This is a genomic window from Agrobacterium sp. FDAARGOS_525 (assembly GCF_003938925.1).
GTDB classification, from domain to species: Bacteria; Pseudomonadota; Alphaproteobacteria; order Rhizobiales; family Rhizobiaceae; genus Agrobacterium; species Agrobacterium pusense.
Window position 1 is genome coordinate 2,118,703 of record NZ_RKIU01000004.1, and the last position, 16,862, is coordinate 2,135,564.

General features: G+C 58.8%; 17 protein-coding genes. 12 read left to right on the top strand and 5 right to left on the bottom strand.

All coding sequences use genetic code 11. The features are described from left to right. Positions 1-39: 39 nt before the first annotated feature. The 5 genes from EGT36_RS26270 (at position 40) to EGT36_RS26290 (ending at position 4,493) form a co-directional block, all read left to right on the top strand. Positions 40-441 carry a MarR family winged helix-turn-helix transcriptional regulator gene (locus tag EGT36_RS26270; protein WP_004445069.1) on the top strand — a complete coding sequence of 134 codons (402 nt, stop codon included), beginning with the start codon at positions 40-42 and terminating at the stop codon, positions 439-441. 87 nt (positions 442-528) lie between these two features. Then, positions 529-1,824, top strand: coding sequence for an MFS transporter (locus EGT36_RS26275; RefSeq protein ID WP_034496672.1), 1,296 nt, complete (start codon positions 529-531; stop codon positions 1,822-1,824). Between the two features lie 276 nt (positions 1,825-2,100). Then, positions 2,101-2,799, top strand: a complete 699-nt coding sequence (locus EGT36_RS26280; protein ID WP_004445064.1) for an OmpW/AlkL family protein — start codon at positions 2,101-2,103, stop codon at positions 2,797-2,799. Between the two features lie 208 nt (positions 2,800-3,007). Next, positions 3,008-3,451 (top strand): glyoxalase superfamily protein, encoded by a 444-nt coding sequence (locus tag EGT36_RS26285; protein WP_125271363.1) that lies wholly within the window; start codon positions 3,008-3,010, stop codon positions 3,449-3,451. 298 nt (positions 3,452-3,749) lie between these two features. Further along, positions 3,750-4,493: a class I SAM-dependent methyltransferase gene (locus EGT36_RS26290; protein WP_125271364.1), complete on the top strand. Its 744-nt coding sequence runs from the start codon at positions 3,750-3,752 to the stop codon at positions 4,491-4,493. Between the two features lie 59 nt (positions 4,494-4,552). Here the strand turns inward: EGT36_RS26290 and EGT36_RS26295 are convergent, their stop codons facing one another. The 4 genes from EGT36_RS26295 to ugpB all read right to left on the bottom strand — a co-directional run bounded on the left by EGT36_RS26295 (position 4,553) and on the right by ugpB (position 8,734). Then, positions 4,553-5,614, bottom strand: coding sequence for a sn-glycerol-3-phosphate import ATP-binding protein UgpC (locus EGT36_RS26295; RefSeq protein WP_125271365.1), 1,062 nt, complete (start codon positions 5,612-5,614; stop codon positions 4,553-4,555). Next, positions 5,614-6,462, bottom strand: a complete 849-nt coding sequence (gene ugpE, locus EGT36_RS26300; protein WP_004445050.1) for a sn-glycerol-3-phosphate ABC transporter permease UgpE — start codon at positions 6,460-6,462, stop codon at positions 5,614-5,616. Before ugpE ends, EGT36_RS26295 begins: the two co-directional genes overlap by 1 nt. A gap of 10 nt (positions 6,463-6,472) precedes the next feature. Beyond that, entirely contained in the window at positions 6,473-7,354 is an 882-nt protein-coding gene (ugpA, locus tag EGT36_RS26305) for a sn-glycerol-3-phosphate ABC transporter permease UgpA (RefSeq protein WP_125271366.1), read from the bottom strand. A gap of 69 nt (positions 7,355-7,423) precedes the next feature. After that, a complete protein-coding gene (gene ugpB / locus EGT36_RS26310) occupies positions 7,424-8,734 on the bottom strand; it encodes a sn-glycerol-3-phosphate ABC transporter substrate-binding protein UgpB (protein WP_169692189.1) in 1,311 nt (436 codons plus the stop codon). A gap of 337 nt (positions 8,735-9,071) precedes the next feature. Here ugpB and EGT36_RS26315 point away from each other — a divergent pair, with 337 nt between their 5' ends. From EGT36_RS26315 to EGT36_RS26325, 3 genes are all read left to right on the top strand, one after another. Further along, on the top strand, positions 9,072-10,178 hold the full coding sequence (locus EGT36_RS26315) for a CobW family GTP-binding protein (protein ID WP_502697448.1): 1,107 nt from the start codon (positions 9,072-9,074) through the stop codon (positions 10,176-10,178). Continuing rightward, entirely contained in the window at positions 10,175-10,444 is a 270-nt protein-coding gene (locus tag EGT36_RS26320) for a hypothetical protein (RefSeq protein WP_006700378.1), read from the top strand. The genes EGT36_RS26315 and EGT36_RS26320 overlap by 4 nt, the downstream gene beginning before the upstream one ends. A 97-nt stretch (positions 10,445-10,541) precedes the next feature. Next, on the top strand, positions 10,542-10,979 hold the full coding sequence (locus EGT36_RS26325; protein WP_004445041.1) for a YqaA family protein: 438 nt from the start codon (positions 10,542-10,544) through the stop codon (positions 10,977-10,979). Between the two features lie 155 nt (positions 10,980-11,134). Here EGT36_RS26325 and zigA read toward each other — a convergent pair whose 3' ends face one another. After that, positions 11,135-12,340, bottom strand: a complete 1,206-nt coding sequence (gene zigA, locus EGT36_RS26330) for a zinc metallochaperone GTPase ZigA (protein WP_125271367.1) — start codon at positions 12,338-12,340, stop codon at positions 11,135-11,137. Positions 12,341-12,679: 339 nt separating this feature from the next. Between zigA and aztA the strand changes: the two genes are divergently transcribed. The 4 genes from aztA to EGT36_RS26350 all read left to right on the top strand — a co-directional run bounded on the left by aztA (position 12,680) and on the right by EGT36_RS26350 (position 16,775). Continuing rightward, positions 12,680-13,492: a zinc ABC transporter ATP-binding protein AztA gene (gene aztA, locus EGT36_RS26335; RefSeq protein ID WP_125271368.1), complete on the top strand. Its 813-nt coding sequence runs from the start codon at positions 12,680-12,682 to the stop codon at positions 13,490-13,492. Further along, positions 13,485-14,351: a zinc ABC transporter permease AztB gene (gene aztB, locus EGT36_RS26340; RefSeq protein WP_107339597.1), complete on the top strand. Its 867-nt coding sequence runs from the start codon at positions 13,485-13,487 to the stop codon at positions 14,349-14,351. Before aztA ends, aztB begins: the two co-directional genes overlap by 8 nt. A gap of 27 nt (positions 14,352-14,378) precedes the next feature. Further along, complete coding sequence (gene aztC, locus EGT36_RS26345; protein WP_125271369.1) at positions 14,379-15,404, top strand: zinc ABC transporter substrate-binding protein AztC; 1,026 nt, start codon at positions 14,379-14,381, stop codon at positions 15,402-15,404. Positions 15,405-15,761: 357 nt separating this feature from the next. Continuing rightward, on the top strand, positions 15,762-16,775 hold the full coding sequence (locus EGT36_RS26350; RefSeq protein ID WP_006700382.1) for a LacI family DNA-binding transcriptional regulator: 1,014 nt from the start codon (positions 15,762-15,764) through the stop codon (positions 16,773-16,775). Positions 16,776-16,862: the final 87 nt, after the last annotated feature.

Sequence of the window (16,862 nt, forward strand, 5' to 3'; positions counted from 1 at the left end):
CCTTGCGCCCGGGAATTTGCGGGTATATACCCGAGACAAATGCCAAACGATAGCTGCCACTGCATTCTGTTGCGCAAAGCATCCCGCAAGGTCTCGTCCTATTATGACGAGGCACTGGCGCCGCTTGGTGTCAACATCGGTCAGTTCAGCCTGCTGCGGAACATCAACCGCGTTGCGCCGGTCTCGCTGACCGACCTGGCTGCAAGGGTGGAACTGGATCGCTCCACCGTTGGCCGCAATGCCAAGGTGCTGGCGCGGATGGGTTTGGTCGCTATTGGTCACGGCGAGGATCAGCGGGAAGCGATGCTGACCGTAACGGAGGAAGGGCACGCGATCCTCAAGGCGGGCGCACCGCTCTGGGATGGGGTGCAGGATGAAATCGAGGCCCGGCTTGGGCCCGAGAAGACAGCACAATTGCAGGAACTGCTCGCAGCCCTGTAGTTTTTTGGGCATATGCGGTTATCTGCCCGCAATGTGGGTATATACCCGTAAAATATCGGCCGCGGCCGCCGGAAAGGGAATTCGAACATGCTCTCCACACGCCTCGCCAGCTGGATGGCCGGCAGAAATCTGCACTATGGCTGGCTCGTCGCCGCGACCACCTTTCTCACCATGCTGGCCACCGCCGGTGCGATGGGATCTGCGGGGGTGATGATCCAGCCGCTGCATCAGGAATTCGGTTGGGATATCGCCGATATTTCTTCGGCCATGGCCGTCAGGCTTGTGCTGTTCGGTCTGCTTGGTCCTTTTGCCGCCGCTTTCATGAACCATTTCGGCATCCGGCAGGTGGTTTCCACCGCGCTTGCCCTGATCATGGGCGGCATTGTCGCCTCGTTTTTCATGACTGAGGTGTGGCAATTGCTGCTGCTCTGGGGCGTGGTGATCGGCGTCGGCACCGGCATGACTGCCCTGGTGCTGGGCGCCACCGTGGCGACACGCTGGTTTTCCAAGCGCCGGGGACTGGTGATCGGCCTGATGACGGCAAGCAACGCCACCGGCCAGCTGGTTTTCCTGCCGCTGCTGGCGGCGCTGACGGAAGCCTATGGCTGGCGAACCGCCTTGACCCTGTCCGTTGCTGTGATTGCCACCGCCATGGTCCTCGTCCTGCTTTTGATGCGTGACCACCCCGCCGATGTCGGTTTGCCGGCCTATGGCGAGACGGTGGTGACAAAGCCGGTCAAGCAGGACCACAATCTCCTCGCCACGCTGGCATCGCCGCTGGTGACGCTGAAAAGCGTCTCGGGCAACCCCGTCTTCTGGGTGCTGTTCGGCACGTTTTTCGTCTGCGGACTTTCGACCAACGGTCTCATCCAGACACACTGGATCTCGATCTGCGGCGATTTCGGCATGGCTGCGGTAACAGCGGCGGGAACGCTGGCGGTGATCGGCATTTTCGACTTCTTCGGTACGATCTTCGCCGGTTGGCTTTCCGACCGGTTCGACAATCGCTTCCTGTTGTTCTGGTTCTACGGTCTGCGCGGTCTGTCCTTGCTTTACCTCTCATTCTCAGGCTTCAGCTTCGTGGAGCTTTCGGTCTTTGCCGTCTTCTACGGGCTGGACTGGGTAGCGACCGTGCCGCCAACGGTGAAGCTTGCCGCGGAAAACTTCGGCCGTGAAAAGGCCGGTCTTGTTTTCGGCTGGGTCTTTGCCGGCCATCAGCTGGGGGCAGCCACCGCCGCCTTTGGCGCCGGTTTCTTCAAGAGCGACTTCGATACCTATATGCCCGCTCTGCAGATTGCCGGTCTGATGTGCATGATTGCCGCCGTCTCGGTTCTGCTGCTGCGAAAGCCGGGCTCCGCGACCCTGACGCCGCAGACGGCGTGATATGAATGGGGGAGGCCTGCGCATGTGGCCTTCTCCGTATTCCGGCTTCTGCAGGCGGGTCGCCGGGCGGTATTGTTGCGTAATTGCCACAATGCTTGCCGGTTCATCGCTTCCATACATGAAGGGCATCCCGGTTTGATCCATCTCAATCGGCCTGCGTCACCCTTCGTCATAGTGGCTCCCAAGCGGTTGCGGCAGGCGAAGATTCGCAAGGCCCGCCGTCATCAGCCGGTTCCGGGGACTTGCCCGGCTGCGGTGCGCTATAGGAGAGATGGAATGACGAATAGAAACAGAAACAACGCCTTGCTTGCCAGTGTTGCGATTGGCGTTGCCGCCATGCTCGGGTCCGCCGATGCGATAGCCGCTGATATGACCCAGGCGGCGCCGGCTCCGACTGCGGAGGAAGCGATTGCGGCGGCAAGCCCGTGGATGCTGCGCGTGCGCGGCCTCGGCGTCATCACCAACGACAGCGGGAGCGTCGACGGTGTGCCAGGGGCTGGCCTGTCCTATTCGGATACCGTAATCCCGGAACTCGACATCAGCTATTTCTTCACCGATAACTTCGCCGCCGAACTCATTCTCGGCACCACCTATGCCAAAATCAATGGCGAGGGCGTGCTGGCCGGCACGCCGGTCGGCAAGACCTGGCTGCTGCCGCCGACACTGACGCTGCAATATCACTTCACCGACTTCGGCGCTTTCAAGCCCTATATCGGCGCGGGCGTGAACTATTCGCTGTTCTACAACCAGACGGAAAAGCCCGGTTTCAGCAATCTCGACGTCAAGAACAAGCTGGGCGCCGCGGTGCAGGTCGGTTTCGACTATATGCTGGATGAGCATTGGGGTGTGAACTTCGACGTGAAGAAGATCTTCCTCAAGACCGACTGGACGGCGGAACTCGGTGGCACGCCGATCAGCGGCAAGGCCAAGCTGGATCCGTGGCTGATTGGCGCGGGTATCACCTATCGTTTCTGACAGTAGATCAATGAAGCGCGGCCTTTGACGGGCGGCGCTTTCTGGGCTATAGGGACGGTCACGGGCAAGAGCCCCGGCCGTCCGCAGGCGCGTTTGCGCCCCTGGTGAAGCTCTTTTCTTGATAACGGTCATCCCATGTTTTGCATGTCGTCGATGGCAACGCGGACCCCCTTCGGAACATTCGGCATGCACATGTTGGAGAACCGTTATGAACGTGTCCAAACCGCTTCCCGCACTTGAGGGGCTGAAAGAACAGGCAAAGCGCCTGCGTGCCGCTCTTGAGGATGGGGGGCAGTCAATCACCCATTCAAAGGCGTTGGAACTCATCGCCGCACAATATGGCTTCCGCGACTGGAATACGCTACATGCCGCCGCGGGAAATCGTCCCGCATTCAATCCCTATCTTCTGGGTTCGAGGGTGGAAGGTTTTTACCTCGGGCAGCCTTTCGTGGCCTCCGTTCTGGGCGTGCAGGCGCTCGGCGGGGATCCCGAACGTTACCGGCTGACCCTGCATCTCGATGATCCCGTGGATGTCGTGACCTTCGAAAGCTTCTCCGCTTTCCGCCAGCGCGTTCATTGCAATGTCGATACCTCCGGCCGCACCCTTGAGAAAACTTCCAATGGCCGGCCGCAGGTGGAACTCGTCTGGTAGGTTGGCGCTCCCTTGATTGGTCGCCGTTCATGGAGGCGAAGCACGGGATTTCAGGCTTTTGAACCCCTTTTCATTTGAAAACTGAAAGGGGGTTCAGTCGAAATTTGCGATGTTTGCTTCACCGCGTCTTTCCACATCACCCCTGCTCGTCCGAGTATTTATAACATATATTTTGGTTGTGCTTGTGTTTTATTAATAGCATTTATTGTTGATATATTTGTTTTGCAAAGTAATGTCTGTTATTGTATTGAATAGTGGATATATAAATATTATTGTCTGCTTATGTTTGAGGGATTTTATGAGCGATACGCAGTGGCTGGAATGGGGCAGGAAAAACCCATATTACGGCGTGTATTCCGAAGACCGATTTCACACTTCAAATATCGAGGCAACGAAGGGGGAATTCTTCGCAACCGGGGAAGCCAATGTCTCTTGGATGCTGGGTCGTGCGGAACAGTATTTCGGGCCGTTGGGTAAAGGACGTGTTCTTGAGTTCGGTGCCGGGGTGGCTCGAATGAGCATACCGCTTGCATCCCGTTTTGAAACCGTAATCGGCGTAGAACTATCTCCAGACATGCGTGCCGAAGCCGTTAAGAACTGCCAGTTATACAATGTCAAAAATGTCGAAATGGTCCCTTCAGACGACGATTTAAGTCACGCTTCGGGCGAATTTGACCTCGTCCTCAGCTATATCGTTCTCCAGCACGTAGATGCCAGGAGGGGAGTGATGCTGATCGACAAGTTGCTGTCTAAGGTCGGCCCCAACGGTGTCGCCATTCTCCAGGCGAGCGTCAAACGGCCTGAACGCCGCTTGTCAGACCGCCTACGCTATCACCTGCGCCACAATGTGCCAGTGCTGGCGGCAACATACAGATTCCTGCGTGGAAAAGGCTGGAATACACTTTCAATGCGAATGTCGGAATATGATCCTATCGCCATCCTCGCGGCGTTCAGTCGGAACGGAATGAAGGACGTTTTGCTTTCCGAGCATTATCAAGGTGATGTCCTTACCTTTCATTTCACGGCGAGAAAGGGCGGCTAACACGACGGGACGCCATTACTTAGATGCTGGACGTCGCAGTAATGGCATCCCGCAGTGGCTTAAATCCGCTTCCCCGCCGAATCGAACAGATGGAAATCCTTTGCCTGGGCGGCGATTTTCAGCGTTTCGCCGATGCGCAGTTGCGAGCGGCCGTGGACGCGGAAGACGATGGTGGTGCCGTCGGCGAAGGAGCCGTGCACGTAACTTTCCGCACCCACCAGTTCCACGGCGTCCACCTGCACGGTGCCGGTAAATGCAGCGTCGGTGGGGGCCTCACTGGCAAGGGTGATGTCTTCCGGGCGGATGCCGAGCGTGGCAGCACCCTGCGGCAGTGCGGTGCTTTCCATCACCGACCAACCGGAAGAGCCGTTGGCCGTCGCCGTCCCGTGGTTCAGCAGGTTCATCGAGGGCGAGCCGATGAAGGTGGCGACAAAGGTCGTGGCCGGTTTTTCGTAAAGCTCGATCGGCGTGCCCATCTGCTCGATGCGGCCGGCATTCAGCACCACCAGCCTGTCGGCGAGCGTCATGGCTTCCATCTGGTCGTGGGTCACGTAAACGCTTGTCGTGGCGAGAGAGCGCTGCAGGCGGCGGATTTCGACGCGCATCTGCACGCGCAGCTTGGCGTCGAGGTTGGAAAGCGGCTCGTCGAACAGGAATGCCGCGGGCTTGCGCACGATGGCGCGGCCCATGGCCACACGCTGGCGCTGGCCGCCGGAAAGCTGGCGCGGCTTGCGCTCCAGGAATTGCTCGATTTCGAGAGCCTTGGCCGCCTCCGTGATACGCCGCTCGATCTCCTCCTTCGGCGTGTTGCGGTTCTTCAGGCCATAGGCAAGGCTCTGGCGCACCGTCATATGCGGGTAGAGCGCGTAGTTCTGGAACACCATGGCAATGTCGCGGTCTGAGGGTTCCAGATCGTTGACGACGCGGTCGCCGATGACGATCTGGCCGCCGGAAATGCCTTCCAGACCGGCGATCATGCGCAGCAGGGTGGACTTTCCGCAGCCGGAGGGACCGACGAGCACGATCATTTCGCCATCGGCGATGTCCATCGATACGCCCTTGATGGCTTCGACATTGCCGCCATAAACCTTGCGGACGTCTTTCAGCGCAATTTTTGCCATTACTTCTCGGTCTCCACCAAACCTTTGACGAACCAGCGCTGCATCAGCACCACAACGATAACAGGGGGGATGATGGCGAGGATCGCCGTCACCATCACATAATTCCAGGGCGTCGAGGCATCGGTAAAATCCACCATGCGCTTGAGGCCGATGATGATCGTGTTCATCTTTGCGTCGTTGGTCACGAGCAGCGGCCAGAGATATTGCGTCCAGCCGTAGATGAAGAGGATCACGAAAAGTGCCGCGATATTGGTCTTCGACAGCGGCAGCAGGATATCGCGCATGAAGCGGAACGGACCCGCATTGTCGATGCGCGCCGCTTCCACCATTTCACCGGGAATTGTCAGAAAGAATTGCCGGAAGAGAAAGGTCGCCGTGGCTGAAGCCATCAGCGGCAGGGTGAGCCCCGCATAGGTGTCGATCAGGCCCAGATCGACGATGACCTTGTAGGTGGGCAGGATGCGTACTTCCACCGGCAGCATGAGCGTGATGAAGATCATCCAGAAAAAGCCCATGCGGAAGGGAAAGCGGAAGAAAACGATGGCGAAGGCGGACAGGAACGAGATGATGATCTTGCCGATGGCGATGGCCAGCGCCACGACGAAGCTGTTGAACAGCAGCCGTTCGAGGCTGACGCCGACGACCCTTTCCACGCCGCCAACCATGGCGTCGGTATAGTTTTCTCCGAGATGGCCGCCTGGCAGCAGCGACATGGGCGGCCGGATGATGTCGTTCGACGTCATCGAGGACGCGATGAAGGTGTAGTAGATCGGAAAGGCCACGATGATGATGCCGAGCACCAGCATCAGATGGGCAATCACGCGTGCGATGGGGCGATTTTCAATCATCAGGACGTCCTCAGCCGTAATGCACGCGCTTCTCGACGAAGCGGAACTGGAAGGCGGTGAGCGCGATGACGATCACCATCAGGATCACGGATTGCGCGGCGGATGAGCCGAGATTGAGGTTCACGAAGCCATCATTATAGACCTTGTAAACCAGCGTTTCCGTCGCCTTTGCGGGGCCGCCGCCGGTCACCGCATGGATGATGCCGAAGGTGTCGAAGAAGGCGTAGACCGTGTTGACGACCAGAAGGAAGAAGGTGGTCGGCGCAAGCAGAGGGAAAACGATGGTCCAGAAGCGCCGCGAACCGCGCGCGCCATCAATGGAGGCGGCCTCCAGCAATGATTTAGGAATTGCCTGCAAGCCCGCGACAAAAAACAGGAAATTGTAGCTGATCTGTTTCCACGCAGCCGCCGCGACGACGAGCAGCATGGCCTGATTGCCGTTAAGCAGCGGGTCCCACATGATGCCGTTGCGACGCAGGATATAAGAGAAGGTTCCCATGGCCGGATTGAACATGAAGAGCCATAACATGCCGGCCACCGCCGGCGCGACGGCATAGGGCATGATCATCATGGTGCGGTAAAAGCCCTTGCCGCGCACCACCCTGTCTGCCGCCGTTGCCAGCAGCAGCGCCAGCCCCATGGAGACAAGCGCGGTGAGGATGCTGAAAACGACGGTGACCTGCAGCGAGTTGAGGTAGCTTTCATCAGAAAGTACCGCGGAAAAATTCGCCAGGCCGACGAAATTGCTGTTCAGCCCGAAGGCATCCTCGCGCATGGTGGACTGATAGAGCGCCTGGCTGGCCGGCCAGAAGAAAAAGATCACCGTGAGGATGATCTGCGGGGCGACCAGCAGATAGGGCAGGATCTTGTTGGGGAATCCGACGCTTTGCACGGCGATCTCCTGATGACATGGAAATGCCGCCCGCATCTGTCAGAGGATGCGGGCGGGGCAGGGGATCGTTTAATTGCCGGCGGCCTGTTTGATGGCCGCGTCGCCGCGCTGGACTATCTTGTCGAGTGCTGCCTTCGCATCCTGCTTGCCGGCCAGCATCGCCTCGAACTCCTCGTTCATGATGTCGCGTACCTGCGGCAGGTTCACGAGACGTACACCCTTGGAGTTTTCTGTCGGCGGTTTGCCCATCATCTGCAGCAGCGGCGTTTCACGGCCGGGGTTCTTGTCGTAGAAGCCGGATTTCTTGGTTTCCTCATAGGCCGCGATCGTGACCGGCATATAGCCAGAGACCTGATGCAGGCGAGACTGGATCTTGGTCTGGGAGAGGAAGTGGAAGAATTCCGCTACGCCCTTATATTCGGCATCGCTCTTGCCACCGAAGACCCAGAGGCTGGCGCCGCCCGGGATGGTGTTCTGCGGGCCATGGCCCTCATAATAGGGAAGCTGGCCGATGCCGTAATTCATTCCGGTCTTGATGATATCTCCAAGGCCGCCGGAGGATTCGGTCAGAATACCGCATTCGCCGGACATGAAGAGCTGCTTGGCTTCCGAAGTGCGGCCGCCATAACGGAAGACACCGTCTTTCGCCAGATCGGCAATCGCCTGGAAATGCTCGACAAAAAGCGGCGCATTGACGGCGAGCTTCACATCGGTGCCGCCGAGACCGTTTTCATTGCTGCCATAGGAGACGTTGTTCCATGCGGCGAAGTTTTCGGTCTGGATCCAGGTCAGCCAGGTGGAGGTGAAACCACATTGCGCGGCACCGCTGGTCTTGATCTTCCTGGCGGCATCGAAAACTTCCGGCCAGGTCTTCGGCGGGTTGGCGGCATCGAGGCCGGCCTTCTGGAAGATATCCTTGTTATAATAGAGGATCGGCGAGGACGAATTATAGGGGAAGGACAGCATGGTGCCGTCAGGCTTGGAATAATAGGCGACGATGCCTGCCAGATATTCATCCTTGTTGAAGGTGTAGCCGCCTTCCTTCAGCACGTCCGCTACCGGTTTGATGGCGCCCGCAGCACCCATCATGACACCGGAGCCGGCATCGAAGACCTGAATGATGGCAGGCGCCTGCTTGGCGCGGAAGGCGGCGATGCCGGCGTTCAGGGTTTCGGGATAGGTGCCCTTGAAGACGGGCATGACCTTGTAGTCTTTCTGGCTGTCGTTGAATTCCTTGGCAAGCGAATCCACGACTTCGTTGTTGGCGCCGGTCATGGCGTGCCACCACTGGATCTCCGTCACAGCATATGCATTCGATGTGACAAAAAACGAAAGCGCGGATGCCGCAGCAAGGCGGTAGCTGAGTTTTTTCAAGGCGATTCCTCCCATTATGAAAACAGTAAAAGATACAGCCCCTTAATTGCAGCCTATCCTCCTCGATATGGTTGCGGGCGATCTTTTCTGTATTAGCATTGCCGATTAAAAGCGAACTCTAACGAAAATGCAATAGAACGTGGAACGATTAAAACGAAAGTGAAGGAAACGGATTTATTATTCCATTTCCTTCGTTCCACGGTTTTTTCATGCGCTTGGCCACCGGCGCGTGTCTCCGCTGGATTCCCTCCTGTCGAAATCCAATAGTTGCCATTGATATGTTATTACATTACGTATTGTATTGCTGTGAATTTGTGCGGGCGAAGAGGTGGATGTGTTCGGATTGAAGCGTAAAAAGGCGTTTGAGCGCAGGGACGATTCGGCTGGCCTGCCATCATTGCGAACGGTGCCGGTTACCCTGCTTACCGGCTTTCTCGGTGCAGGCAAGACCACCTTGCTGAACGCGCTTCTGGCTGAGCCGGCCATGCGGGATGCGGCTGTGATCGTCAACGAATTCGGCTCGGTGCCCATCGATCACGGTCTGGTGCGGACGGGGTCCGAACGATATTTCAGAACGACGACGGGTTGCATCTGCTGCACCGCCACGAGCGATATCCGCACCTCGCTTTACGAACTGCATCAGGCCATTCTGGAAGGGGTAATGCCTGATGTCTCGCGGGTTGTCATCGAAACCACCGGTCTTGCCGATCCTGCGCCGATCATCAACAGCCTCATCGCCAGCGGCACGCCGGCGCTGGGCCTGCGGGATCACATCGTCGCCCGGCATTTTCATCTTTCGGGCGTGGTGACGGCTTTCGACGTTGTCTCGGGCCCGCCGATGCTCAACAGCTTCATTGAGGGCTGGAAACAGCTTGCCTTTGCCGACCACATCGTTTTGACGAAGACCGATCTGGCCGATGACGCGGCGCTGGACCGCGAAAGCCTCGCCGATCTCAATCCCGCAGCCTCGTTTCATGATCGCAATGCAGCCGATTTCGATCTGATGTCGTTGTTCAACGCATCGGATTATTCGTTGTGTGGCAAGCCGGAGGATGCGCCTGCATGGCTTGCGGCCGACAGGCTGAGCCTTCATGCGGCCCATCAGCACGATGTCAACCGCCACGGCGTCGGGGTCGAGGCCTTCAATCTCACCTTTGACGGGGTTTTTGACCCCCAGGCGATTGTGACTTTTCTCGAGCTCGTCACCAGCAATGTGCATTCCGGTCTTCTGCGGCTCAAGGGAATTTTCGGGGCGACGGATGATCCGGAGCGACCGGTTGTCGCCCACGCGGTGCAGCATCGGCTTTATCCGCTTACCCGCCTGGAGCGCTGGCCGGATCAAGATCGTTCGACACGTATCGTGCTGATCGGCATGGACATGCCGCAAAAGCCCATTCGCGAGCTTTTCGACACATTGGCCGCGCAGGCAAGGCGGAAGGGCAGGGCATGAACAATCCGCTTGCACGCAGTGGCTCCGCGATCATCTCGCACGCGCGTCTTCTGAAGCAATGGTCACGTGATTTGCTGCAACTCAAGCCGGAAGACAGTATTACCGTCAGCGAGCTTTCCTGCGCGCTGCCGGATTGCCCGCCACGGGAAACGGTGATCGTCATCCTCGCCGTTTCCGGTACGACCCGGCAATTATCCATCCACAAGGCGCTTCTCGCGGTGGATCATGACGATATTGTGCGCGCCATTGCCGCGAATTCAGCTTGAGAACCGGCCTCCACGCGGCAGAGCCGCTTGACCGCCGCGGCCCTTATCCGCCACTTCAGGGACAGCGATGGGATTCGCGGATGATGAAGGGCACGGAATGGCCGATCTGGCTGTATATGCGGGTTTGTTTCTGACGGCGTTCATTGCGGCGACCATCCTTCCCATGCAGTCGGAGGCGGCGCTTGCGGGGCTCATTCTTCTGAAATCCCAGCCCGTCTGGCTGCTGGTTGTCGTGGCGAGCGTCGGCAATGTCGCCGGGTCCTTCGCCAACTGGCTGCTTGGCCGTGGCATCGAACGTTTTCGACATGAACGTTGGTTTCCGGTCGGGGAGGCTGCGCTGCAACGGGCGCAGAACTGGTACCGGCGTTACGGCAAATGGTCCCTGCTCCTCAGCTGGGCGCCGATCATCGGGGACCCTCTAACGGTTGCGGCCGGCATCATGAAAGAGCCGCTGCCGGTGTTTCTGCTGCTGGTCACCATCGCGAAGGTCGGGCGATACGTGGTGCTCGCGATGGTGACGTTGAATTTTTCATGAAGCCTCTCCTCCGTCATGCCGGACTGGATCCGGCATCCAGCCACGGCGCGTCTGCGCCGTGAAAAGAGTTTTTCGCGATCAAGGACTTGACCGCGCTGGACACGGACCTGATCCCGAGTGACGGTTTGCGATTGCCCCGCATCGGTAGCTACCGCTCAAGCCGCCTGCCGGTCCCAGCTGGCGAAAGGATCGGGCAGGTGCCGCCAGGCATCGGGCGTGAAGGCATCCGTGTCTATCAGGCAGGCATCGAGCTGGGCGCGGATGCGGGCTTCATTCATTGGATCGGAACCTATGAAGACGATTTCCTGCCGGCGGTCGCCGAAGACCGGGTCGAGATAGGGCTTCATCATATCAAGGAACTGCTTTTCGCGCGGCCATTGCTCTTTCGGCACGGCGGACCACCAGAGACCCATCTTGCCGGTGCGAACCAGAGCGCCGGCCTGGCTGATCTCTCCCACATAACGCGGCCGCGTCGCCAGCCAGAAAAAACCCTTGGCGCGCACGACCCCCGGCCAGGCGCGATCGATGAAACGCTGGAACAGCACGGGGTCGAAAGGCTTTTTGGCACGATAGACGAAAGAGCGAATGCCATATTCCTCGGTTTCGGGAATGTGGTCCTTGAAACCATGCAATTCCTTGAACCAGAGAGGGTGTTCTTCGGCCCTGGCGAAATCGAAGCGGCCAGTGCCCAGAACCTCCTTCAGCGCCACCTTGCCGAAATCGGCGTCGATGAGTTTTGCATCGGGGTTCAGCCCGATGATGATCTTGCGGGCGGCATCCCGCTCCTCTGGCGTTGCAGTGCCGATCTTGTTGAGCACGACGACATCGGCGAATTCGATCTGCTCCACTAGAAGATCGACGATGGTGCGGTTGTCGCCATCGCCCGCCGTTTCGCCCCGGTCGGCCAGAAAATCGGATGAACCGTAATCGTTGAGAAGATTGGCGGCGTCCACCACCGTCACCATCGTGTCGAGCCGGGCAACATCGGAAAGGCTGCGACCATTCTCGTCGCGGAAATCGAACGTCGCGGCGACGGGAAGCGGCTCGGCGATGCCGGTCGATTCGATCAGCAGATAGTCGAAACGGTCCTGCTCCGCCAGCGCCCGCACTTCCTTGAGAAGATCGTCACGCAGGGTGCAACAGATGCAGCCATTGGTCATTTCCACCAATTGCTCTTCGGTTCGGGAGAGATTGGCCCCGCCGTCACGAACCAGCGCCGCATCGATATTGATCTCGCTCATGTCGTTGACGATCAAGGCCACGCGCAAACCATCGCGATTGGCGAGAATGTGGTTCAGAAGCGTCGTCTTGCCAGCGCCTAAAAAGCCGGAAAGCACGGTGACGGGTAGTTTTTTCGACATTTGGACCTCGTTCTGTAAACGTGTTTCGAGTGGACCTCGGCGGGCACATCGGGGCATTGGGAAACGATCCGGCGCGCATCGTTACCATATGTAACGTAATAACATTACATATACAGGGAATGTCAACAGGTGAGCGAGAAATTGCCTTCGGCATGAGCGTGGTGGTTACGCGTCCGGATGAATAATTCGCCGTTTGCCAGCAACGGCCTACCGCCGGAGGTGACAGCGTGCCAGTCCGCCTCCACCAGTAAATGTTATTTCATTACATATTCGTTTGACGAATGTAATAACATTACATATCAAGGGTCATCGAATGACATCCTGCTTCCGGAGGGATCGATGAACGATCCGTGCCTTATCTTCTCAAATCTGACCCTTGGATATGCCGGCCGGGCGGCGGTGCACCATCTCAATGGTAGTATTGCCTGCGGCTCGCTTACCGCCGTTATCGGCGCCAACGGCTCGGGAAAATCCACGTTGATGAAAGGCATTGCCGGCATTTTGAAGCCGCTTGGCGGCGAATGTCGGGTTAGTCCGGCGATCTCCGTCGCCTATCTGCCGCAACAGTCGGAGCTGGACCGGTCCTTTCCCGCTCAAGTACGAGACCTTGTGGCCCTCGGTCTCTGGCCGAGACGCGGCCTGCTCGGACGACACCGTTCCGAAGATCGGACGGCGATCGACCAAGCGCTGAAAGCGGTCGGACTGTCCGGTTTTGAAAGGCGAAATATCGACTCCCTCTCGGGTGGCCAGATGCAGCGTGCCCTTTTTGCCCGGGCCATGCTGCAGGATGCGCAGCTCATTCTGCTCGATGAGCCCTTCAATGCCGTCGACGAGCGGACCGTGACCGACCTGCTGGTGCTGATCAAGGCATGGGTGGCGCAAGGGCGCACCGTTCTGACCGTACTTCACGATCACCAGCTCGTGCAGCAGCATTTTCCCCAGACGCTTTTCCTGGCGCGAAGGCTGGTCGGGCTTGGTCCAACGGCTGAAGTCCTGCAGGCGGAGAATCTTCGCCAGGCCCGACATTTCCATGAGGCGTGGGAGGAGGACGCGCCTTGGTGCGCGCCGGCTTCCCCTCCGCTCCCTCCGGATCCGGCGGCGCCGCCGCACGCCCACCCCCACTTCCACGCGAATTCGAATAGCCATGGCTGATATCTTCATCGATCCTTTCATCCAGTATGTCTTCATGCAGCGCGCGCTTGCCGGTGCGCTGATCCTCGCGGTCAGCTGCGGCCCCGTCGGGGTTTTTCTGATGCTGCGCCGCATGAGCCTGACGGGCGATGCCATGTCGCACGCCATCCTGCCGGGCGCTGCTGTCGGCTTTCTGTTTTATGGGCTGGACATTCTGCCGATGACGATTGGCGGGCTCGTCGTTGGCCTCGTGGTCGCGCTGGGGGCCGGCGCGGTGTCGCGTTTCACCGTTCAGAAGGAGGACGCCTCTCTCGCCGCGCTTTATCTGATTTCGCTGGCGCTCGGCGTGCTGCTCGTCTCATGGCGTGGCTCCAGCGTCGACCTGATGCACGTTCTGTTCGGCACGGTGCTGGCGCTGAACAATGAGGCGCTCGGACTGATCGGCGGCATCTGTGTCATTACGCTTTCGGTGATGATCACCTTCTGGAGGGCGCTCGTGGCCGAATGCCTCGATCCGCTCTTTCTGCGCTCGGTCAGCAGATGGGGCAGCCCGGTGCATTTCCTCTTCCTCGGCATCGTCGTGCTCAATCTCGTGGGTGGCTTTCAGGCGCTGGGGACGCTCCTTTCAGTCGGGCTGATGATGCTGCCGGCTGCCGCCAGCCGCTTCTGGTCAAACCGCGTCGCGCCCATGTGCTTCATTTCCATCGGCATCGGCATGGTGTCCTGCTTTGCCGGTCTTGTCCTGTCCTATCACGCGTCGCTGCCATCGGGCCCGGCGATCATCCTTTCGGCGGGCGCCGTCTATGTGCTCTCCATCCTCTTCGGCACGCGCGGCGTGCTCATCGATCTTCTCGGTTCCGGCCGCCACCGCGCGGCCTGAAAACAGCCTTTGAAACAGGAGAATCCAATGTTCAAAACCTTCCGCTTAGCCACGTACGCCAGTCTTCTTTCCCTCTCACCGGTTCTGACGGCGCAGGCTTCCGCCGCCGAACTGAAGGTCGTCGCCAGCTTCTCGATCATCGCCGACTTCGCGAAAAATGTCGGTGGGGATCGTGTGGAGGTCACCACGCTCGTCGGGCCGGATGGCGATGCCCATGTCTATGAGCCGCGCCCTGCCGATGCTGTCGCCGTCAGCAAGGCGGATGTCGTGCTGGTCAACGGCCTGGAATTCGAAGGCTTTCTGAAGCGGCTGATTGAAACGAGCGGCACGAAGGCGCCGGTTGTCGAGCTGACCAAGGGTGTCGAGCCGCTCAGGCTTTCCGACGAGCCCGCCGGCCACGCCCATCCTGAGGCCGAGGAAGAGGAGGCTCACGACCACAAGACCGGGGAAGCCGGCCACAAGCACGAAACGGCTGACGCCCACGATCACGACCATGGCCACGAAGGACATCACCATCATGGCGAGTACGATCCCCATGCCTGGCAGTCCATCAAGAATGCCCAAATCTACGTGAAGAACATAGCCGGCGCCTTTTGCAAGGCCGACAAACCCGGCTGCGCGACCTATACCGCGAATTCCGACGCCTATGTCGCCAAGCTTGCCACTCTGAACGAGAAGGTGAAGACGGAGATCGCCGCGATCCCGCCGGAGAAGCGCGTCATCATCACGTCGCATGATGCCTTCGGTTATTTCGAGCATGCCTATGGCCTGAATTTCCTCGCGCCGGAGGGCATCTCGACGGAGTCCGAAGCCTCTGCCGCCGATGTCGCCAAGCTGGTGGACCAGGTCAGACACGACAAGGCTTCGGCCATCTTCGTCGAAAACATCACCGACAAGCGGCTGATCGACCAGATCGCCAGCGAAACCGGCCTGAAGGTTGGCGGCACGCTTTATTCCGACGCGCTTTCCACGGCCGATGGCCCGGCCGCGACCTATATCGACATGGTCAACCACAATATCGAGACCATCTCGGCCGCTGTACTCGGGCAATAAGACCGCCGTTCAGCCGAAAAGTTTCAGGGTGGCTTCGGCCACCCTGATTTCGCTCGTATCATTCAGGCCGGGATCGCTCTGCTGTCATCGGCGTGATGAAACGGCCTGACCGAGCCTGAGCTCGAGCTTGCCATCGGTTCTGGCCGTCCACCCCCGTCGACTTTTCGCCCTGACAGGGACGGACCGGAGCTTTCGAGTTGTCCGATCCGACCACTATAAAACTCTAATTTGCGGCCGATTGATCGTTTGGCCGTTGATAACCGCATCGGACCGGCTTTTCGTGCGAAGGCCCGTCGATGTAAAGTGCCACCTGTGACGTTCATGGGGGCAAGCACTTTGGCCAAATCTATCAGGACGATGGAGGAGTTTTCGGAGTTTGTCGGCCTTTCCCGCCCGACCGTTTCGAAATACTTCAATGACCCGGCCTCGGTCCGCAAGAAGACGCGGGATGCCATCGAGGATGCGCTGAAGAAATCCGGGTTTCGGCCGAACATTTTCGCCGTCAACCTCAACCGCCGCCGTTCCAACATCATCGGCATCATCATCCCGAGTTCCACCGACCCCTTTTATATGGCGCTCACGAGCCGTATCGAGCTCATCGCCAGCGAAGCCGGGTTTCTGGCCTTCGTGCTTTCATCGGACGGCAAGCCCGAAATCGAAGACCGCGCCATCCGCACCTTCAAGTCGATGAACGTGGCGGGTGCCATCATCGCGCCGCTTGGCGTCAAATCCCATCGCGCTACGCTGGAGCAACTCGCGGCCACTGTCCCGATCGTCTATGTCGATTCGCCACTCGACGAGACGTCCGCCTTTGTCGGCACAGATAACCGGCAGAGCGTGGGACTGATGGTGGATTATCTCTGCCGGTCGGGAGAACCGCCCTGTTTCTTCGACATGCCGCAGGTCAATACCAATGCCGCCACGCGCCGCACGGCCTATGTGGAGGCCATGCAACAACTCGGCTTCGAGCCACATGTGATTAACGTCCCGGGCGACATCACATGGGAGTTTGAACGGTTTGCTTTCGAGGAAGCAGGCCGGCTTCTGGAACGGCGCACGCTTCTGCCCTCGCGGACGATCCTGTGCGCCCATGACCGCATCGCCTTCGGCGTCATCGCCGCGGCTTTTCAGAAGGGCATCAGGGTTGGCCACGGCGCCGATTACGATCTAAGGGTCGCTGGCCACGACGATCATCCGCTGGCGCGTTATGCCTGCCCACCCATCACCACCGTGGCGCAGAACTACAACGAGATCGGCAGGCTGTCGATCGAGCTGCTGTTTCAGAAACTGAACGAGGAGGCAGACGATGCCACCCGAATGCGGGAGCGCATCCTGCTCAGCGCCGATCTGATGCTGCGGAAATCGGCCTGAGGGTCGTTAGAAAAACTAAAATAAAAATGTGATTTTCTAAATAGAACTAATATTTGAACGCTCCTACTCTGTTCTCAAGGTTGCTTT